A 20,922-nucleotide genomic window follows, 5' to 3' on the forward strand; every position below is an offset into this window, starting at 1 on the left:
TACAATAGAGCCTATGCGCAGGGCGATCAGCGCCGCGTGCAGATTCGTAACTGCCCCAAAAGGGGCGCAACAGAAAAGCAATACCATGCCCGAACTGCCTGAAGTTGAAACCGTCATGCGCGGATTGGCGCCCGCGATGGAGGGCGATGTGATAAAATTAGCCCAGGTAAACCGGCCCGATTTGCGCTGGCCCTTTCCAACACAAATGGCAAAAAGGCTCACAGGGCAAAGAATTCAACAATTGCGCCGGCGCTCAAAATATATTCTGGCGGATTTATCTAGCGGAGAAACCCTTTTGATGCATCTGGGCATGTCGGGGCGCATATTGGTTTCAGGTGACCCGTTGGGGCGATTTGTGCAAAACCACGCGGCCATTGGCAAACATGATCATGTGATCTTTCACATGGAAAAAGGCACCCGCGTCACCTTCAACGATCCGCGGCGCTTTGGGGCTATGGATTTGATGCAAACTGCGGCTGGCGAAAGCCATCGATTGTTGCGCGATATAGGCCCCGAACCTTTGGGAAATACTTTTGATGAACCCTATTTCTTCAATCACGTAAAAACGCGGCGCGCCCCGATCAAATCCTTAATGCTAGATCAACGCCTGGTCGCGGGTTTGGGCAATATTTATGTATGCGAAGCGCTCTTTCGTGCGGGTATTGCCCCGCATCGTGCGGGGTTTCGATTGGCCCCAAAGCGGATAAAATCGCTGGTTCCAATTATTCGCGATGTCTTGAATGAAGCCATTGCAGCCGGTGGGTCGTCTTTGCGCGATTTTCGTCAGGCTGATGGTGAATTGGGCTATTTCCAACACCAATTTGACGTTTATGGGCGCGAAGGCGCACCGTGCAATGCATCGGGTTGCAAAAGCTTAATTCGAAGAATTCAACAATCAGGGCGCTCAAGTTTTTACTGCCCTTCCTGTCAAACCTAGAAAGAACGCATTCTGGACATGGTTTTCTTACCCATGCTATGCAAGTCATCTGTGGAAACAACCGAAAGCCTGGCGCATGGCCTATGAAACGATCATTGTAACCGTTGAAGATCACGTTGCCCTGATAAAGTTAAACCGTCCGGATGCGCTGAATGCGCTGAACAATCAATTGATGCAAGAATTGGCTGAGGCGCTTGGCGAGGCACAAACCAGCGATAAAGTTCGCTGCATCGTTTTGACTGGATCTGAAAAAGCATTCGCCGCTGGCGCAGATATAAAAATGATGAGCCAGAAAAGCTTTGTCGATGTGTTCACCGAAGATCTCTTCGCATCAGAGGCGCATAAAATCACCGCGACGCGCAAACCAATCATCGCCGCCGTATCAGGCTATGCGTTGGGCGGCGGCTGTGAATTGGCAATGATGTGTGATTTCATCATTTGTTCGGACACTGCGAAATTTGGTCAGCCCGAAATCAACCTAGGCGTATCTCCTGGGATTGGCGGCACACAACGAATGACCCGCTCGATCGGGAAATCAAAAGCTATGGATATGTGCCTGACGGGCCGGTTTATGGAAGCCGAAGAAGCCGAAAGATGCGGGCTGGTCAGCCGCGTCGTTCCCGCAAAGAAACTGCTTTCTGAAGCGATGGCCGCAGCTGCGAAAATCGCGGAAAAATCCCAAATAACAACAGTGGCTGTGAAAGAAATGATCAATCGGTCATACGAGACAACGCTTAACGAGGGGCTACTCTTCGAACGGCGCGTTTTCCATGCCTTATTTGCCACCGAAGATCAAAAAGAAGGGATGGCGGCATTTCTAGAAAAACGCGAACCACAATTTCGCGACAAATAAGGGATTTAACGGTTTTTTATCGCCCGAGATGCCATTGCCCTGTTGACTCACCGCAGAAGGCAGCCTAAAGACGCCGCCTGATACTTAGAAACCCAAAACATGGGAAATTTATTTATGGCCAATACGCCTCAGTCAAAAAAACGCGCCCGGCAGAATGAGCGCCGCGCTGCTGTTAACAAAGCCCGCCGCTCACGCATCCGCACATTCGTGCGCCGTGTGGAAGAAGCGCTCGAAAGCGGTGATAAAGATGCAGCCTCAGAAGCGCTTCGTGCAGCCCAGCCAGAAATGATGCGCGGCGTGACAAAGGGCATCTACCACAAGAACACGATCGCTAGAAAAATGTCGCGCCTAACGGCACGCTTGAAAGCGATTGCTTAAGCCTCCTACGCTTAATTATTAATCGGCGAACATGTCTAATGCACTGCTTTTTGCGGTGCATTTTTTTTGCATAAATCGCTTCAAGAGATTCTTTTGACAAATCTCTGAGTCAAGTCCGAAGTTCTGTTGCCGCCCCCGTAAGTCTGTTGCTAAAGTCTACAGGCGAGTCGTGAGACCCCGGGGGGGGACTGAACAACCGCAGCAAAGCAATTATGTTAGTGGAACCATTTGGTTTCATGCTGGGGTGATATGCTGTGTGAACAGCACACCACCAAAATGTGGCAGCGTAGCTCTGCCTCAAAAAATGGCGAAGTGACTTCGCAATATTCTGTCTGTGAAAAGGCGGATGTGGTGAATTTTCGTCGTAGGTCCACGGTTTAGCTGGTGGAAAGCGGCGCTTGGGAATGTGGGAAGCAATTTAAATGACTCCAGAAAAATGGCGCGACTTACAATCCTCAATCAAACTGACAATTGGCAATAATAACTATCGAACCTGGATTGACCCGCTGAATTTTTCGCATGTGGAAGATGATGTTGCGGTGTTCGATGTGCCCACAACGTTTTTGGGAAATTATGTAGAGCAAAATTTTGGGGATGTGATTCTACATAAGCTCAGCGAAGCGCAGGCGCAGATCCGCCGCATTCGGTTTCAAGTTGCTGCGCGTCAAACCGATATCAAAAAGCCGCTGGAAGCGCCGGCACGCCAAGACACGCCAAAATCCAGCGCTGCAAAGAATGGTGGTTTCTCGTCAGAGTTTACAAGCGCGCCAATTGATGCGCGCTTCACCTTCGACACTTTTATCGTTGGAAAACCAAATGAGCTGGCATATGCGGCGTCAAAGCGCGTGTCCGAAGGTGGAGAGGTCACGTTTAACCCGCTGTTTTTATATGGAGGTGTGGGCTTAGGTAAAACGCATCTGATGCATGCCACGGCCTGGGAATTGCAAGCCCGGCGGCCAGATCTAAACGTTCTATATCTTTCGGCAGAACAATTTATGTATCGGTTCGTGCAAGCGCTGCGCGAACGCAAAATGATGGATTTCAAACAATTGTTCCGGTCGGTGGATGTATTGATGGTGGATGATGTACAATTCATAGCCGGAAAAGACAGCACCCAAGAAGAATTTTTTCACACGTTTAACGCTTTGGTCGATCAAAATAAGCAAATTATCATTTCGGCAGATCGTGCGCCGGGTGAAATTAAAGATCTGGAAGATCGTATCAAAAGCAGGATGCAATGCGGCTTGGTGGTGGATTTGCACCCAACCGATTATGAATTGCGTTTGGGGATCCTTCAGTCGAAGGTAGAGCGGCATCAAAGTCAATATCCTGATCTGGTGATTGAGCCCAACGTATTAGAGTTTCTAGCGTTGCGGATATCAACAAATGTACGCGTCTTAGAAGGCGCACTTACCCGGTTATTTGCTTTTGCCTCTTTGGTTGGACGGCCGATCAATCTGGATCTGACTCAAGATTGCTTGGCAGATGTATTGCGCGCCTCCGAGCGCAAGATCACAGTGGAAGAAATCCAACGCAAAGTCTCTGAGCATTATAACATTCGTCTGTCAGATATCATTGGTCCCAAACGCGTGCGCACCTATGCCCGCCCGCGCCAGGTGGCGATGTATTTGGCCAAACAAATGACCAGTCGCAGCCTTCCCGAGATCGGCCGCCGATTTGGGGGCCGCGACCACACAACCGTTATGCATGGCGTAAAGCGCATCGAAGAGCTCAAGATACAGGATGGGCAAGTGGCAGAAGATCTTGAAATGCTGCGCAGAACTTTAGAAGCCTAAACCATCACAGGCGCTTACCTCTGTTTATCGCTTGGCCGTGGCAAAGATCAAAGGGTTGCACTTGACGGGTTTAGCTTTAGCATCAATAAGTAATTATTCATTGGGCACGGCCCTGCCTTAGGCAGCTGAACGGTTCGAAAAAAACAGGAGCAATTGATATGAAATTGAGCATTGAACGCAGTATATTGCTCAGAGCGCTGTCGCAAGCTCAGTCGGTTGTTGAACGCCGCAACACCATTCCTATTTTGGCAAATGTGTTGATCGAATGCGATGAAAGCACCGTCCATTTCCGAGCAACCGATTTGGATATTGAGGTGATCGACAAGACCCCTGCGCAGGTCGAGCGCCCGGGCGCCACAACCGTCTCTGCGGTGACTCTGCACGAGATCGTGCGCAAACTTCCAGATGGCGCGTTGGTCACGCTGGCGGATGATGCCACAAAGGGGCGTTTATACGTAGAGGCTGGCCGGTCAAACTTTTCCTTGGCCACATTGCCCAAAGAAGATTTTCCAATCATGGCAAGTTCGGAATATACGGCGAATTTTTCAGCCCCGGCCGCGATGCTGCGCCGTTTGTTTGATAAATCTAAATTTGCCATTTCTACAGAAGAAACAAGATATTACCTTAATGGCGTGTACTTACATGTGGCCGATGGCGAGGGCGGGCAAACGCTGCGCTGCGTGGCAACCGATGGGCACCGCCTGGCGCGCATTGATGCGGCATTGCCAGAGGGCGCAAGCGATCTTCCCGGCGTGATTGTGCCGCGCAAAACCGTGGGTGAGTTGCGCAAATTGCTTGACGATGATGATATGCAAATCGCGGTCTCTGTTTCAGAAACCAAAATCCGCTTTGCCACACCCGAAATCACCATGACATCAAAGGTAATTGACGGAACATTTCCAGATTACACGCGGGTTATTCCGCAAAATAACACGCGGCGGCTTGAAGTGGATGCTTCTGAATTCGCAAAGGCGGTGGATCGGGTGGCAACCGTGTCTTCTGAACGCTCGCGCGCCGTTAAACTATCGCTGGATGAAGATCGCTTGGTGCTCTCGGTGAACGCGCCCGATAGCGGCGCTGCCGAAGAAGAGCTTGCAGTGGCCTATTCGGATGAGATGCTTGAAATTGGCTTTAACGCCAAATACCTGCTCGAAATCGCCAGTCAAGTTGATCGTGAGAACGCAGTTTTCATGTTTAATTCCTCTGGAGATCCAACGCTGATGCGCGAGGGCGATGATGCCAGCGCGGTCTATGTTGTTATGCCCATGCGCGTGTAAGGCCAAGATGATCCGCATCTGCCCATGCCCCGCGGCAACGCACAACATCGCCATTGAAATCATGCGCGGGCAATGCTGTATCTAACCAGTCTCCATCTGTCGCATTTTCGATCGCATAAATCGTTAGAATTGGAATGTGATGAGCGGCCGGTCGCCCTGTTTGGCGCCAATGGATCTGGCAAAACAAATATTTTGGAAGCTGTATCGCTGTTTTCGCCGGGGCGCGGATTGCGACGCGCCAGCGCCGAAGATATGGCGCGACGCCCTGAACATATCGGATGGAAGCTGCGCGGCACGCTGACCGCGCAGGGGCGTCAACATGAGATCGAGCTAAGTTCGCGAAACGGCGCGGCGCGCAGCACCAAGATTGACGGGAAAACCGCTTCGCAAACTGCGCTGGGCGGCATAACACGCGTGCTCTGGCTGGTCCCGGCGATGGATAGGTTGTGGATCGAGGGGGCAGAAGGGCGGCGGCGCTTTTGGGATCGCATTGCGCTGAGTTTTTTTCCAAGCCATGCCGAGCACAGCCTGAGCTATGAAAAAGCCATGCGTGAAAGAAACCGTTTGTTAAAAGACCAAGTGACTGATGATCATTGGTATCGGGCGCTCGAACATCAAATGGCCCTTTCGGGGGTGGCCATTATGCAGGCGCGCCAAGCGGCGCTTGCGTATATTCATAACGCGCAAATCGCGGCGAGCACCCAGTTTCCAAAAGCAGAATTAACATTGCTGCAATCCGAGAACGGCCCGCTTCCAGATACGGTTGAAGATCTATCTGCCGCATTCGCCAGCGCGCGAGCGCGCGACCTGGCCGCCGGGCGCAGCTTGCTGGGTCCGCATCGCACGGATCTATCCGCGCTTTATCTCAGCAAAGGCATGCCTGCCAAAGAATGCTCAACCGGAGAACAAAAAGCGCTTTTAATTTCAATTATTTTAGCCAATGCGCGCGCATTGACAGACCAAATCGGCGCCCCGCCAATCTTATTATTGGATGAGGTGGCCGCGCATCTTGACGCCCAGCGCCGAGCTGCGCTTTATACCGAAATTAACACCCTAAAAGCACAAGCTTGGATGACCGGTACAGGGCCCGAATTGTTTGAAGATCTAGGCGCGGCAGCGTTGATGTTAGAGCTTGGCGATAGCGGTTCAGGCTCATTTATAAAACTCGGCTAAAAGTGCAGGGCATCAAAGAAAGGCCAGCCTATGTCTGTGAATGCAATTGACTTGCTGCTCTATACGGGAGGGCTTTTGGTGCTGTTCCTTACCCCAGGCCCAGTTTGGGTGGCTCTGATTGCCCGCACGCTGGGCGGCGGTTTGGCGGCGGCTGTGCCTTTGGCATTTGGCGTGATGGTGGGGGATTTGCTATGGCCAACCCTAGCAATTTTGGGCCTCAGCTGGCTGGTGACACAATTTTCGATGATTTTGATCCTTCTCAAAGCCGTGGCTGTGGTGGTTTTTTGGGGGATGGGGCTGGCCTTGCTGCGCAGGACAGATCAGGCGATTGCGCAGGAATCGCGCCTGATAAAACCCGGCGCCTGGGCCGGCTTTATCGCCGGTGCAGCCGTGATCATTGGTAACCCGAAAGCGATGTTATTCTACATCGCTATTCTGCCGGGGTTTTTCGATTTTAACACCCTCACGGCGCTGGATATGGCGCTGATCGCTCTGCTGTCTGCTAGCATTCCCTTCACGGGAAATCTCTGCGTTGCCCTGCTGGTAAACCGCAGCCGGCAGTTTTTCACATCGCCACAATCGCGACAGCGGATCACGCAAATTTCCGGTGGCTTGCTTATCCTGGTAGGAACGGTGATTCCCTTCACTTAGGCCACAAAATATAGTCTATAGGCGTGACATTCTCTACCAGACCTCGTATATTGTCTGTGAAATTTAAGGGATGACAGCAATGTCCAACACTGATCAAGCCGCCAATGAATACGGCGCTGATTCTATCAAGGTTCTCAAAGGCTTAGAGGCAGTTCGCAAACGCCCTGGCATGTATATTGGCGATACCGATGATGGCAGCGGGCTTCATCATATGGTCTATGAGGTTGTGGATAACGGCATCGATGAAGCTTTGGCCAAACATGCCGACCATGTGCATGTGAAAATTCATGCCGATAACAGCGTATCTGTGTCTGATAATGGGCGCGGGATACCCGTGGATATCCATGAGGAAGAGGGCGTTTCCGCCGCCGAGGTCATTATGACTCAGCTGCATGCTGGCGGGAAATTTGATAGCAATTCTTATAAAGTATCGGGTGGTTTACACGGCGTGGGCGTCTCGGTGGTAAATGCGCTATCGGTCTGGTTGGAGCTGCGGATTTGGCGCAACGGCAAAGAGCATGTGGCACGCTTTGAACATGGCGATACGGTTGAGCATTTGAAAATCGTTGGGGATGCGAATGGCCGCAACGGCACAGAAGTGCGGTTTTTGGCCTCAACAGACACTTTTTCAAACCTTGAATATTCTTTTGATACGCTAGAAAAGCGGCTGCGGGAATTGGCCTTTTTAAACTCGGGCGTGCGGATTATCCTTGAAGATGAGCGCCCAGCTGAGCCGTTGCACAGCGAACTCTTTTATGAGGGCGGTGTAAAAGAATTCGTTAAATATCTTGACCGCTCCAAGAACGCGATCATGCCCGAGCCGATCTTTATTACAGGCGAGCGGGATGAGATCGGCATTGAAGTGTCGATGTGGTGGAATGACAGCTATCATGAAACGGTTCTGCCTTTCACAAATAACATTCCCCAGCGCGATGGTGGTTCCCATTTGGCAGGGTTTCGCGGCGCGTTGACCCGCACCATCAATTCTTATGCCCAATCCAGCGGTATCGCAAAAAAAGAGAAGGTGAATTTCACCGGCGATGATGCCCGCGAAGGCTTAACATGTGTGTTATCGGTCAAGGTGCCCGATCCAAAGTTTTCTAGCCAAACCAAAGATAAGCTGGTCAGCTCAGAAGTGCGCCCCGCTGTTGAAGGGCTGATGAATGAAAAACTGGGCGAATGGTTCGAAGAAAACCCCGCGATTGCAAAAATAATCGTCAGCAAGATAATCGAGGCCGCGTTGGCCCGCGAGGCAGCGCGTAAAGCCCGCGAACTGACCCGCCGCAAAACCGCGCTTGATGTGAATTATCTGGCTGGAAAATTAAAAGATTGTTCCGAAAAAGATCCATCAAAAACCGAAGTGTTCCTGGTCGAGGGTGACAGCGCCGGTGGCTCTGCGCAAACGGGCCGCGACCGGCGCACGCAAGCCATTTTGCCACTTAAAGGGAAAATTCTAAACGTTGAGCGGGCGCGGTTTGACCGCATGCTCAACAGCCAAGAGATTGGCAATCTTGTGATGGCGCTGGGCACCGGTATCGGGCGGGATGAGTTTGATCTTTCAAAGCTGCGTTATCATAAAATCGTTATCATGACCGATGCCGATGTTGATGGCGCGCATATCCGAACCTTGCTGCTGACGTTTTTCTACCGTCAGATGCGCGAATTGGTGGAAAACGGGTTCCTGTATATCGCGCAACCGCCGCTGTACAAAGTGAGCCGCGGCAAATCCGAAGTCTATCTAAAAGATCAGGCTGAAATGGATGATTATCTGATCCAGCAGGGTATCGATGGGGCCCTTTTACGTTTGGAAGATGGCGCGGAGTTGGCCGGCCAAGATCTGGCCCGCGTGGTCGATGAAGCCCGCCAGCTCAAGCGCGTTCTGGACGCCTTTCCAAACCACTATCCCCAGCATATTTTGGAACAAGCCGCGATTGCCGGCGCCTTCGTTCCGGGCCGAGTTGACGCGGATCTGCAAGGCACAGCGGATAAGATTGCTGCCCGTCTCGATTTAATCGCAGCAGAATATGAACGCGGTTGGAACGGGCGCATTACCCAAGATCATGGCATCCGTTTGGCGCGGATTTTGCGCGGCGTTGAAGAAGTGCGCCGCCTTGATGGGCCCATGTTGCGATCGGGTGAAGCGCGCAAAACCGGCAGCTTTACCGAAAGCCTGCAAGAAATTTATGGCAGCGCCGCGACATTGATCCGCAAAGATCGCAGCCAAGTGATTTTCGGGCCGCTCGATCTGCTCGACTCGGTTTTGAAAGAGGGTGAAAAGGGCTTATCCCTGCAGCGCTATAAAGGTCTGGGTGAAATGAACCCCGACCAGCTTTGGGAAACCACGCTCGATCCGGATGCGCGCACCTTATTGCAGGTGAAAGTTGAAGATGCAGCCGAGGCGGATGATCTGTTCACCAAGCTGATGGGCGATGTTGTCGAGCCCCGCCGCGATTTTATCCAAACCAACGCGTTAAGCGTTGCCAATTTGGACTTTTGACACGGCGGCCTGATGCGCAAACTGCATCGGGCTCAGATTGGTGCAATCAACCCCAGAAACTGGTCAATTTGAGATGTTTCAAGCGACCAGTCACAGACCAGGCGGGTAACCAGCTCTTCCTCTGCAGGGCCATGCGCAATATCACCCGACCATACCGAAAAAACTGCGCCGCCCTGACGCGCGCGGTGCACCAAAGCCCGCGGCATATAGGCGAAAATCATATTGGCGGCGGGTTCATACTGAAACCGAACCGCGTCTAATTTGCGCAGGCCCTGCGCCAGGTAGGCGCTGTTATCATTTGCTTTTTGCGCCAGGTCGCGCCAAAGATCATGCTCAAGATAGGCCTGCATTTGCGCGGCAAGAAAGCGGTTTTTTGAAAATAAATGCGCGCCGCGTTTGCGCCGCAACTCAAATTCCCAAGCGTATTTAGGATCAAAAAAGATCACCGCCTCTACACCCATCAAGCCGTTTTTCGTTCCACCAAACGTCAAGGCATCAATCCCGCATCGCCACGTCATTTCAGCCGCGCTGCACCCCAAGGCGGCAATCGCATTGGCAAACCGGGCCCCATCCATATGAACCGGAAGATCGTAAGCTTTGGCCACAGCGCACAGCTCTGAAAGCTCTGAAAGCGTATAAATTCTGCCTTTTTCGGTGATTTGGGTCAACGAAACGGGCCCGCGCTGCGGACCGTGGACATCCCCTTGCGCCGTTCCCAAAATAGCCTGTTCAAGCGCAGCAGGCGTCAGCTTATCATCGCTGCCGACGAGGTTTAATTTCGCCCCACCGGTAAAAAACTCGGGCGCATTGCATTCATCTTCTTGGATATGCGCAACGGGGCTGCAATAAATTGTTGCCCAGGGTGGGCATAAGCAGGCCAGGGCCAATGTATTGGCCGCGGTGCCAGTGGCGGCCAAATATACCGCCGCATTCGGGGCCTCAAACAGAGTTTGAATTCTCGAGACAACATCCAGAGTGATCGCATCAGCGCCGTAAGAGGCGGCATAGCCTTGATTTGCCACGCGCAATGCCTCTAAAACGGCCTCGGGCACTGGCCCTTGATTATCTGAGCCAAAAAACATTCACGCGCGCTCCTCAAACAAATGATCTTCCCAATACTCTTCATCCACTTCAAATTCAGGAAGGGTTTTTCCACGCACCGAAACACCGGCCGCATGCACCGTCTCGGGATCTCCGGAAATCAAAGGATGCCAATCATATAAGGGTTTGCCCTGCCATAATAACAGATAGGCACAGCTGCGCGGTAACCAATAGGCATGAGCGGCCAAGTTATCAGGGCGCAAGACGATGCATTCGGGCACAAATTGATGGCGAATTTTATATTGTCCGCAGCCACAGCTGTCATCATCCAGCAAACGGCAGGCCACCCGCGTAAGCGCAACCTCACCGGTGTCTTCATCTTCTAATTTATTTAAGCAGCATTTTCCGCATCCATCGCAAAGCGCCTCCCATTCTGCCTTAGATAATTTGGACAGCGGTTTTTCTTCCCAAAACTTGGGGGCAAGACCGCTGCGCTTGATGCCTTCCTCTGCGCTCATAATGCGGCCAGGGTTTTTCGCGCCTGATCACAATCGCGCTGCATTTGTTCGATCAACGCCTCCAGCCCGTCAAACTTCAATTCGGGGCGCAAGAAATCAACCAAGGCCACAGAAAGGTTCGAGCCGTAAAGATCGCCAGAAAAATCGAATATAAATGTTTCTAAATTGGGGGTGTTTTCGCCAAACATCGGCCGTACACCCAGCGAGGCTGCCCCGTGATAGCTGCCTTGAAAAGGCCCATCCAGAACATCAACCAAAACCGCATAAACGCCAAGTTTTGGCAGATGCAGACCCTCAAGTGACATATTTGCCGTTGGATAACCAAGTTCACGCCCACGCTGTTCGCCGCCAATCACAATCCCTTCAATCCGGTGCCAATGGCCCAGCTGGGTTGCGGCATCGCGCGGCCGCCCCTCGGCCAAGGCGCTGCGGATCGAGGTTGAAGACACTTGTCCTTCGCCAGCTTCAATCAATGGCGCAACGGTGACCCCAAAGCCCATTTCCGCACCAAAATGTTGCAAGTCTTCAACCGTTCCCGCGCGACCTTTTCCAAAACAAAAATCCGCTCCCACTACCAAATGGCTCAACCCAAGACCATCCGCAATCACGTTTTGTGCAAATTCGCGCGGCGTCAGCGAAGAGAGGCTGGTGTTAAAATTCAGCTCATAGAGCAAGTCAACGTCAAGCTTTGCCAGGCGGGTGGCGCGCGCCTCCGAGCTCATCAGCCGGAAAGCGGGGCTTTGGGGCGCAAAATAGCTGCGTGGATGCGGCTCAAAGGTTAAAATACCCAAAGGCGCTGATATGGTTTCAGCAGTCTGACGGGCCAAATCAATCACCGATTGATGGCCCAAATGCACCCCATCAAAATTACCAACCGCCACGCTGGCGCCTCTGTCTTCAGGGTCAACATAAATATAATCGCGAATAATCTTCATACCCGTCAGGTAGCGTTCAAAACGATCAGAAGCAAGCCACTGCGCGCGCTAGTCAAACTTACGGCTTGGCGCAAGCACTGTTGCCTCGCCCACCAAGACCCGCCTGCCATCTACTTTACATTGGCAATCAAGAATCACGCGGCGCCTTGGAAGATCAATGTCTGATACAATCACTTCAGCATAAACCAAATCTCCCGGCCGTACGGGTGCCAAAAATTTCAGGCTTTGACCCAAATAAACGCTGCCATGACCGGGCAGTTGTTCGCCAATTACCGCCGAAATCAAGCCCGCGGTCAGCATCCCATGCGCAATGCGACCCTGAAAAATTGTATCCCGTGCATAGCTTTCATCCAAATGAACAGGGTTATGATCCGTCGAGACTTGGGCAAATAAGGCGATATCTTCATCGCCTATCACCTTATGCAGGTGGCGCGACATGCCCATTTCGATATCTTCGATACAAATCGTACCCCTGGGAAAGTTATCCAACATCCGCCGCCTCATAATTACAAGGTAATATTAGACTGAAAAATTCAGCAATTAAGTAACTTTATTACTCAATAGGGTGGATATGCAACCCTTTATATCAACGCAAAAATCCTATCGTGTATTTTGCGCTTTGACTTTCGGCGTGTAAGAACTGGGCAAGGGCGGTTGGGTCAGGATCACGCTTGGTTTTTGTTTCGCGCGCCGCAAGCCCGCCTGCGATAAACAGCGCATCCAACCCTGCATCCGAAGCGCCTTTGACATCGGTTTGCACGCCATCGCCAATCGCCAACACAGAGGCGGGGGAAATATCGGGCGCCAACGCCTTTAAGCGACGAAACGCCAAATCGTAAATCGGCGCAAATGGTTTGCCAAAATACAGGCTTTCCCCCCCAATTTGCGTATAAAGCTGCGCCAATGCGCCCGCACACCATTCGCGATGCGCGCCGCGATCCACCACAATATCCGGATTGGCGCACAAAAACTTTAAGCCTTTGGCACGCGCGATCTCAAGCTGCGGCAACATCACCTCCGGATCCGCGTTCGAATCAAAGGGCCCTGTACAAACGATGCCACTGGCCTGATCTAGCGCGACACAGGTGATCTGCACCGGGTGTTCAAGCAGTTTAAGCGGCTCAAAAAAACCTTTATCACGCGGCTCGCCAATAAAATAAACCGCCTCGCCCACCACGCCCTGAAACATCGCGGCGCGGGCACTATCACCAGAGGTGGCGATGCTATCCCACGCGTGGTCTGACACGCCAAATTCTTTGATTTGCTCTGCCACCGAGCTGCGCGGGCGCGGTGAATTGGTAACCAAAACAACCTTTCCGCCGCGTTTCCGATAGGCGATCAGCGCCTCATTGGCTGCAGGATAAGCTTCAACCCCATTATGAACGCAGCCCCAAAGATCGACAAATAACGCTTCATATTGATCAGAAATATCGCTGAGATTTTGAACGATCTGAGACATTTTGCGCCCTTTCATTTTAAGCGGGGCGTAAAGACGCCAGATACAATCTTATAAGGTTAATTGAGGAACGATCTGCTTTTTGCGGCTCATCACACCGGGCAACACCACGCTATCCCCATCGACGCAAACGTCAAAAGACTTTTCCGCAATGGATTTAACGGCCTCATTTGGCACCAAAAGCGTGGCCTCTTCGGCCAAGATATCGACAACAAACAACAACACCTGATCCACATTATCTTCTAGCGCCACCGGGCCCATCGCCGCCATCAAGGCCGCTTTGCGCGCCAGCACCACATGTGGTGCGGTGGTTTCCAAAACCGAGACGCGCAAGGTCTGATCGCCCACCGGGAAGGATTTGCTATCCATGCGCAGCAATTCAACATCTGAAAAAGCCGACACATCCGATTTTGCGGCAAACATTTGCGCAGAATATTCGCTTAGATTGACAGAAAGCTCCTCGGCCAAAGCTTCGGCTAAGGCCCGATCATGATCGGTGGTTGTCGGGCTGCGAAACGCCAAAGTATCAGAAAGAATGCACGACAGCATCGCGCCTTTAACAGCACGCGGCATTTTTGCAGCATCGGCGCCCATCAAATCATGCATAATCGTAGCTGTGCAGGCCAAGGGGCGAATGGTAATATCGATCGGCGCTTTGGTTTCAAGGCCACCCACCAGTTTATGATGGTCAATCACAGCGCGAATATCGGCTTGATTGATTACATCGGGCAATTCTGCAGGGTTATTGGTATCAACGATCACCACAGGCGCCCCGGGTGCAACCTCTGAAATAATTTCAGGTTTATCAAGCTGCCAATGCTGAAGCATAAACAGCGCCTCATTATTGGGCTCTCCCAACAGGTTTGCTTGCGCAGGAATACCCTGAATCTCGCTGAGATACCAAGCCCATATGATCGGCGATCCCGTGCTATCAGTGTCGGGCGATTTATGGCCAAAAACCTGCAGAACCATGGTGCTTTTCCTTCGCGATAGGGTCGATTCGCGCGGTTATACGCGGCTAGGCTGCGCTTGTCACCTTGCCGATCTTTGTGCGTTTAGCCGCGCAGAAAAACGGGTTTTTCTGGGGTGGAAAGCTGCGTTTGATAGGCATAGCCGCCCAGATCGAAATCGCGCAGGCTTTCCGGCGTGCTCAGGCGGCGGGTGATAATGAACCGCGCCATCGCACCACGGGCTTTTTTGGCATAAAAGCTTACGATTTTGGGCCCCTTATCCGTAGATTCCATAAATACTGGCGTCACAACATCCAAATTCAGCGCTGTCTGATCCACAGCATTAAAATATTCTTGCGAGGCGCAATTCACCAAAACTGAGGCGTTGGTTTTTTCAGCCTGCGCGTTCAGCGCCAAGGAAATACGATCGCCCCAATACTCATATAGTGATTTTCCGCGCGGCGTTTTCAGACGGCTGCCCATTTCTAAGCGGTAGGGCTCGATCGCATCCAAGGGGCGCAACAGCCCATAAAGGCCGGATAAGATCCGAAGATGCGCTTGCGCCCAGCGCAGCTCCTCTCCATCAAGGCTCATGGCTTCAAGGCCTTGATACGTGTCGCCAGCAAATGCAAACGCCGCAGCGCTGCGCGCCTGCTGGCCAAAATTGGCAAAGCGCTCTTGATTAAGCAGCGCCAGTTTTTCACTAATTCCCATCAGTTTTTGCAATTGAGCTTGCGATAAAGCGCCGGCAACCTGTGCCAAATCTGCCGCTTGTTCGGGGAATATCGGCTGCGACTGCTCCAAATCCTCGCGCGGGGTCATATCAAGTTTTTTAGCAGGGGAAACAACGATCAACATGGCAGGCCTCCAATTTCTCTTATTCTCTATTTAGGGGCTTTCTTGCAAAACTTCCAGAAAAGCCTCGCCAAAGCGTTGATGACGCTTTTCTCCCAAGAGCTGTTTGAGCGCCTCTGGATTAGACCCGGGCAGCTTCGCCACCTTCGCTAATAATGCGGCAGAACAACTGAGCGGTTTCTCAATCCCACTTTCGCCACGCGCCAAATTGGCCTGCACTGCCAAAAGGCGATCAAATACAGCGCCATTTTGTCGCCCCGCCAATTTACGCCTCTGCGGGTGCATATGCGCCGCCTCTCCCGCAATGACCTGCAAGAAGTCTTGCCCAAAACGATCCAGCTTTTTGGTGCCAATGCCACTAATCCGCGCCATATCATCCAGCGAAGCTGGCCGGGTTTCCGCCATTTCAATCAGCGTTTTATCGTTGAAAATGATATAGGCAGGTACATGCGCAGCCTCGGCCAAAGCGCGGCGTTTGGCCTTTAAGGCCGAGAGCAAAGGCGCATCATCTTCGCTGACCAACGCTTTAACGCGCCGTGCGGGCAGCGCCGATTTCACCGTATCTGCACGCAAGGTGAGGCTGGCCTCGCCGCGCAACAGCGGCAAGGCGGCATCCGTCATCCGTAAAGCACCATGGCGGCTGCTATCGGGGCGGATCAAATCATGACCCATCATCTGGCGAAATATTGCCTGCCATTGGGATTTTGAAAACTCTTTGCCGACGCCAAACGTGCTCAGGGATTCATGCCCATGGGCGCATATTTTATCCGTCTTATTGCCCAATAAAATATCGATCACATGGCCTCCCCCGAAGCGCTCATCGCTGCGCAACATTGCCGATAGCGCTTTGCGCACCGCTTCAGTGGCCTCAAAACGATCCGGGGGTGCATCACAAAGATCACAATGGCCGCACGGCTGCGTGGTTTCATCAAAATATGCCAACAATGTTTGGCGGCGGCAGATCAAAGCCTCTGCCAGGCCCAATAGCGCGTTCAATCGGCCATGATCCGCGGCGCGCCGTTCAACCGGGGCCAGCCCTTCATCTATCTGCGCGCGGCGCAGGCGAATATCTTCAGGGCCATAAAGCGTAAGCGTTTCGGCCGGTCCGCCATCGCGGCCGGCGCGGCCAATTTCTTGATAATAGCTTTCGATTGATTTGGGCAAATCCGCATGCGCCACCCAGCGGATATCGGGTTTATCCACCCCCATGCCAAACGCCACTGTCGCCACCACGATCAGCCCATCTTCATTTGCAAAGCGTCCCTCAACAATGCGCCGATCTTCTGCCTCCATTCCGCCATGATAGTAACACGCCCGATGCCCTGCCTCATTTAATGCTGCAGATAACGCTTGGGTTTTGGCCCGTGTACCGCAATAGACGATGCCCGATTGGCCTTTGCGGGGGGCTACGAAATCTAAAATTTGCCGCCGCGGGCTGTCTTTTGCTGTAAAGGCCAAATGAATATTCGGCCGATCGAACCCGCGCAGAAACACCTGCGGCTGCGACCCGGCAAATAATCGTTCGATAATCTCCTGCTGCGTGTCGCGATCCGCGGTGGCGGTAAAGGCCGCAACGGGAACGTTCAACGTCCGGCGCAACTCACCAATTCGCAAATAATCTGGGCGAAAATCATGCCCCCATTGGCTTACACAATGCGCTTCATCTACCGCGATCAGCGCGATATTATAGCGCTTTAAAGCCGCTTGCATCGAAGTGGAAGCCAAACGTTCAGGGGCCAGATAAAGCAGCTTTAGCTGACCCGCCGCCAACGCTTGAAATACGCTATCGGTTTCCTCTTGCGTGTGCCCCGATGTTAGCGCGCCCGCAGCCACGCCGGCCGCCTGCAATCCGCGCACCTGATCGCGCATTAAAGCGATCAACGGCGAGACCACCAAGGTAACGCCCTCGCGCAGCAAAGCGGGAATTTGAAAACATAAGGATTTACCGCCCCCCGTGGGCATGATGGCCAACACATTATGCCCCTCGACCACTGCGTCAACCACGTCTTCCTGCCCGGGGCGAAACGCATCGAATCCAAACACATCGCTTAAAAGCGTTTGAGGGCTGGCCATTCATCACCTGAAATTTGGGGCGGGGCTGCGCGTTTCAAGCGTTGCCAGAGCGCGGGTTTAAAGGGCTGCCATTAGCGCAGTAAAAGCTCAGGAAGAATGTAATCACGTAAAGAAATGATGATTACAAAGGCCACCAAAGGCGCCAGATCCAACGGGTTGGTATTGGGTAAAACCCGGCGTAAAGGCTGATAAATAGGCTCTAACAAGCGGTTTATCCCCTGCCAAATCTGCGCTACCATTGGCTGGTGCAAATTCAAAACCTGAAAATTGATCAACCAGCTCATGATAATATGCACAATCATGATGAAAAACGCGATATCCAAGATCAGCCGCAGAGGTCCATATATTGCCATCATTATTTTGAGTTCCCGTTATTTCTAGTAAACTACCTAGTGAAGCGGATGCCAAAGAACAAGGCTGGCCAGAAGTTTCTGACAAATTAATCCCCGTCAAATTCGGCTTTTGATGGCCGCCCACGATTGCTTTTCACCGCGCCTCGAATTTTTTTAGCCGCCAAGCGCCGGCGTTGACTGCCCAAAGTGGGTTTGGTGGCCACGCGCGGCTTGGGGCGCTGCAAAGCTTGCTGCAGCAAAGTCACCAACCGGTTACGCACAATTTCTCGATTTCGGGCCTGATGGCGTGTTTCATCACATTGCAAGATAAGCGCACCATCTTTGGTCCAGCGCCGCCCAGCCAATCGCTGCAAGCGCGCTTTAACCGGATCGCTCAGAGCCGGAGAACGCGACGCTTCAAAGCGCAACTCAACCGCCGAGCTGACCTTATTCACGTTTTGACCACCCGGGCCAGAGGCGCGCATGAACTGCTCGCTTAGCTCCCATTCCTCGATGATAATTTTATCCGATACGCGCAGCATGATTTGCCTTTTGAAGTGAAGTGAACCGCAATCCCTTTTTTAAGACCAAAAAGGGCCGCTTGAAACAAGCGACCCTTCGAGACTTACGGAGGTGGGCCGGTTAGGCAGCCACCAATTCAGTTGATCCTGCGATCAAGGGTTGCCTTCAGACGCGGCTCTCCTGAACTGTTCCGACACCTCTCTCCAATACCTCTCTAGACACTGGACCACCTCCTTTCACATTGTTGAACTCATCCTTACCGTGGCAGAGTTTACAGCTTTGTCAAACAAATCTTTGCATGGAAAATAAGCTTTTTCAGGCCTAGGTGAAAAATCCAGCAGATAGACCGACACCGCGCATTACTTTGCGTTTAACACATTGCGGCATTGGCCGGGCAAATCAGCCAATTGCAACACCCGCTTCGGCTTTGGACGCGCCTTTGGACGCGGCGGGCCCGGCGGCTTTGGCTTGACCTTGGGGGGATTGAGAATTCGAGCCACCCATTTCTCGGCCTCTTTACAACCATCGCCTTTCGGAGGTGGAGGCTGGTTTACGCAGCCCTGCAAGCCCGCCGGGCATTTCAGGCGCACGTGAAAATGGGAATGATGGCCCCACCAGGGGCGGATTTTACGCAACCAAGCGCGATCCCCGCTTGCCTGTTTGCACATTTTAACCTTAGCCCCGGGAAATATAAAAATCCGCGCAACACGCGGGTCTTGCGCGGCATATTTCAAAAGCTGAAAATGCTGACCGGTCCATTTGTCATTTATATAGGCGCCTTTCGCTCGGCGCAGCGATGTTGACGAAATTTCTTCTCGTCGCGCGCGACTAAGCGATAAATCATCCGCGCGACGCAACCATATATCCACATCCAGACCAATTTGATGGCTGGCATGCCCGCTTAGCATTGGCCCCCCGCGTGGCTGTGATATATCGCCAATATAAAGGCCGTTCCAACCGCGCAAATTACTGGCGCGCTGCGACAGTTTTTGAATGTAATTTATCGTCTCAGGGTGACCCCAATTGCGATTTCGAGACAGGCGCATGGCTTGCCAGGTGGGTCCAGATTCTGTCAATTGATCGGCGCCCGCCAAACAGCCTTTGGCGTAGCTGCCAAACGCAGATGGGGTTTGATCCGATCCGGTTTGCGCGCTTCCAAATAAGTTTTTTGCGGCTTTCGCCCCGACCTGAAGCACTGATCCGGCTAAAATACCACAAAACAGCAGCAAAAAGAGCGATGCACTATGCCAGAAACGGATCACCGATGCCCCCCTAGTCAAGTTCGCAGCGGGTTAGGCTATCTCACCGCTTTCTTGATCGCCATCCTTATTCACCCATCGTAGCAAAATAAGACCAATGATGAAAAGAAAAATCAGTGGCGAAACCCCCAGCCGGGGGCTTTCGGTCAACCAAGTAACCACGCCAATCAACGCGGGCGCCAAAAAGGCGGTAGCCCGCCCCATCAACCCATAAAGCCCAAAGCCTTCGGTGGCGCGTTCGGGGCTTGTGTGGCGTACCATCATCGTGCGGCTGGCCGATTGCAAAACCCCGCCAATGCCCCCAATCACCACACCGCAGCTCATAAACACCAAATCAGGCAGCGCAGATCCAGCCGCCAGCGGCACCCCAAAAAACATCTCACGGCTCATATTAACCACGGTGATACAAACTAAAATCAAAATTAAAATTGCCAGCGTAATAACCGGTTTGGGCCCGTATTTGCGATCGACGAAGCCACCCAGCCAACAAAAAACAGCCGCGGAAAGGCCTGCAACGATACCAAAAGCACCCAAACTGCTGATGCCCCAATCCAAAACCAAGACCGCGTAAATACCCCCGAAACTGTAGAGCCCGTTCAATGCATCGCGATAAAACATCGAAGAGAGTAAATAAAGCGAAAAGCTTTTGCGGGTCTTTAAGCTTAAAAGAGAACGCCGCAAGCTGCTTAAACCGGCGCGAATGCGTATAGGCGATTTTTCACCCGGATCCTCCTTAACCCACAAAAAATAGGGAATGATCAACACCAAAAACCAAAGCGCAACGAAGGGTCCAACGCTGCGTGTGCCTTCTTTTTGCGCCGCATCCAACCCAAATAAAGGGTCTAATTCCAAGAAAATCGTTTTGCCATTCTCTTGCTCGACGAAAAGCAACAGCATGATCATCAACGACACAATTCCCCCGAAATATCCAAAGGCAAACCCATCCCCAGAAATCTTACCAATCTCATCGCGTTTGCCCAAGGAAGGCAATTGCGCATTGGTAAAAATATAGGCGAATTCGGCGCCTATGAAGCCGATCCCAAACGCCCCCAACATCCAGAGCATGTTCGAGCCATCAGGCAGCGTCCACCAAAGGCTATAAGAGCCCAAGACATAAAGGAGCGCAAAACCAACGATCCAGATGATGCGTCGGCCAGAGGTATCGGCAATCGCCCCTAAAACGGGGGCCCCAAAGCCAATGATTAAACCCGTTATAGTCAAACACAGGGACCAGAGGCTTTGCGCTTGTGCATCTGCCTGCGTTCCGGAAACCCCCGCTGACAGGTAATATTCCGCCGCAACCGAAGCGAAATACGGCCCAAAAATAAAGGTTAGCAGCAACGTATTATAAGGTTGGGTGGCCAAATCGAAAAAATACCAGCCCCAGATCCGTTTGCGCGCGCTCATAATTCCCCCCCA

General features: G+C 52.3%; 20 protein-coding genes. 8 read left to right on the plus strand and 12 right to left on the minus strand.

What is annotated here, in order from left to right; genetic code table 11:
* Nucleotides 1–85: 85 nt before the first annotated feature.
* The 8 genes from mutM to gyrB all read left to right on the plus strand — a co-directional run bounded on the left by mutM (nucleotide 86) and on the right by gyrB (nucleotide 9,562).
* Nucleotides 86–937: a bifunctional DNA-formamidopyrimidine glycosylase/DNA-(apurinic or apyrimidinic site) lyase gene (mutM, locus tag UM181_05235; GenBank protein WQC64005.1), complete on the plus strand. Its 852-nt coding sequence runs from the start codon at nucleotides 86–88 to the stop codon at nucleotides 935–937.
* Between the two features lie 76 nt (nucleotides 938–1,013).
* Complete coding sequence (locus UM181_05240) at nucleotides 1,014–1,790, plus strand: enoyl-CoA hydratase (GenBank protein WQC64006.1); 777 nt, start codon at nucleotides 1,014–1,016, stop codon at nucleotides 1,788–1,790.
* 114 nt (nucleotides 1,791–1,904) lie between these two features.
* The gene (gene rpsT, locus UM181_05245) at nucleotides 1,905–2,168 is read left to right on the plus strand and encodes a 30S ribosomal protein S20 (GenBank protein WQC64704.1); all 264 of its coding nucleotides are present in this window, start codon (nucleotides 1,905–1,907) and stop codon (nucleotides 2,166–2,168) included.
* A gap of 422 nt (nucleotides 2,169–2,590) precedes the next feature.
* Nucleotides 2,591–3,964, plus strand: coding sequence for a chromosomal replication initiator protein DnaA (gene dnaA, locus UM181_05250; protein ID WQC64007.1), 1,374 nt, complete (start codon nucleotides 2,591–2,593; stop codon nucleotides 3,962–3,964).
* Nucleotides 3,965–4,122: 158 nt separating this feature from the next.
* Entirely contained in the window at nucleotides 4,123–5,241 is a 1,119-nt protein-coding gene (gene dnaN / locus UM181_05255) for a DNA polymerase III subunit beta (GenBank protein ID WQC64008.1), read from the plus strand.
* A gap of 72 nt (nucleotides 5,242–5,313) precedes the next feature.
* Nucleotides 5,314–6,414: a DNA replication/repair protein RecF gene (recF, locus tag UM181_05260; protein ID WQC64009.1), complete on the plus strand. Its 1,101-nt coding sequence runs from the start codon at nucleotides 5,314–5,316 to the stop codon at nucleotides 6,412–6,414.
* Between the two features lie 30 nt (nucleotides 6,415–6,444).
* Nucleotides 6,445–7,065, plus strand: coding sequence for a LysE family translocator (locus UM181_05265; protein ID WQC64010.1), 621 nt, complete (start codon nucleotides 6,445–6,447; stop codon nucleotides 7,063–7,065).
* Nucleotides 7,066–7,144: 79 nt separating this feature from the next.
* Complete coding sequence (gene gyrB / locus UM181_05270; protein WQC64011.1) at nucleotides 7,145–9,562, plus strand: DNA topoisomerase (ATP-hydrolyzing) subunit B; 2,418 nt, start codon at nucleotides 7,145–7,147, stop codon at nucleotides 9,560–9,562.
* 32 nt (nucleotides 9,563–9,594) lie between these two features.
* On the opposite strand, the gene UM181_05275 is transcribed toward gyrB, so the two are convergent.
* The 12 genes from UM181_05275 to UM181_05330 all read right to left on the minus strand — a co-directional run bounded on the left by UM181_05275 (nucleotide 9,595) and on the right by UM181_05330 (nucleotide 20,910).
* Nucleotides 9,595–10,644: a beta-eliminating lyase-related protein gene (locus UM181_05275; GenBank protein WQC64012.1), complete on the minus strand. Its 1,050-nt coding sequence runs from the start codon at nucleotides 10,642–10,644 to the stop codon at nucleotides 9,595–9,597.
* Nucleotides 10,645–11,121, minus strand: a complete 477-nt coding sequence (locus UM181_05280; protein WQC64013.1) for a YcgN family cysteine cluster protein — start codon at nucleotides 11,119–11,121, stop codon at nucleotides 10,645–10,647. It abuts the gene before it with no gap.
* On the minus strand, nucleotides 11,118–12,056 hold the full coding sequence (locus UM181_05285) for a bifunctional riboflavin kinase/FAD synthetase (GenBank protein WQC64014.1): 939 nt from the start codon (nucleotides 12,054–12,056) through the stop codon (nucleotides 11,118–11,120). The genes UM181_05280 and UM181_05285 overlap by 4 nt, the downstream gene beginning before the upstream one ends.
* 48 nt (nucleotides 12,057–12,104) lie before the next feature.
* Nucleotides 12,105–12,548, minus strand: coding sequence for a MaoC family dehydratase (locus UM181_05290; GenBank protein WQC64015.1), 444 nt, complete (start codon nucleotides 12,546–12,548; stop codon nucleotides 12,105–12,107).
* Nucleotides 12,549–12,642: 94 nt separating this feature from the next.
* Entirely contained in the window at nucleotides 12,643–13,515 is an 873-nt protein-coding gene (locus tag UM181_05295) for a TIGR01459 family HAD-type hydrolase (GenBank protein ID WQC64016.1), read from the minus strand.
* Nucleotides 13,516–13,563: 48 nt separating this feature from the next.
* A complete protein-coding gene (locus tag UM181_05300; protein WQC64017.1) occupies nucleotides 13,564–14,484 on the minus strand; it encodes a manganese-dependent inorganic pyrophosphatase in 921 nt (306 codons plus the stop codon).
* A gap of 83 nt (nucleotides 14,485–14,567) precedes the next feature.
* On the minus strand, nucleotides 14,568–15,320 hold the full coding sequence (gene yaaA, locus UM181_05305; protein WQC64018.1) for a peroxide stress protein YaaA: 753 nt from the start codon (nucleotides 15,318–15,320) through the stop codon (nucleotides 14,568–14,570).
* Nucleotides 15,321–15,350: 30 nt separating this feature from the next.
* Nucleotides 15,351–17,390, minus strand: a complete 2,040-nt coding sequence (gene recQ, locus UM181_05310; GenBank protein ID WQC64019.1) for a DNA helicase RecQ — start codon at nucleotides 17,388–17,390, stop codon at nucleotides 15,351–15,353.
* A 71-nt stretch (nucleotides 17,391–17,461) separates the two neighbouring features.
* Nucleotides 17,462–17,746 (minus strand): YggT family protein, encoded by a 285-nt coding sequence (locus UM181_05315; protein WQC64020.1) that lies wholly within the window; start codon nucleotides 17,744–17,746, stop codon nucleotides 17,462–17,464.
* Nucleotides 17,747–17,829: 83 nt separating this feature from the next.
* Nucleotides 17,830–18,264, minus strand: coding sequence for an alternative ribosome rescue aminoacyl-tRNA hydrolase ArfB (arfB, locus tag UM181_05320; protein WQC64021.1), 435 nt, complete (start codon nucleotides 18,262–18,264; stop codon nucleotides 17,830–17,832).
* A gap of 339 nt (nucleotides 18,265–18,603) precedes the next feature.
* A complete protein-coding gene (mepA, locus tag UM181_05325) occupies nucleotides 18,604–19,473 on the minus strand; it encodes a penicillin-insensitive murein endopeptidase (protein WQC64705.1) in 870 nt (289 codons plus the stop codon).
* Nucleotides 19,474–19,536: 63 nt separating this feature from the next.
* The gene (locus tag UM181_05330; GenBank protein WQC64022.1) at nucleotides 19,537–20,910 is read right to left on the minus strand and encodes an MFS transporter; all 1,374 of its coding nucleotides are present in this window, start codon (nucleotides 20,908–20,910) and stop codon (nucleotides 19,537–19,539) included.
* Nucleotides 20,911–20,922 lie beyond the last annotated feature (12 nt).

Source organism: Alphaproteobacteria bacterium US3C007 (assembly GCA_034423775.1).
GTDB lineage: Bacteria > Pseudomonadota > Alphaproteobacteria > Rhodobacterales > Rhodobacteraceae > Thalassovivens > Thalassovivens spotae.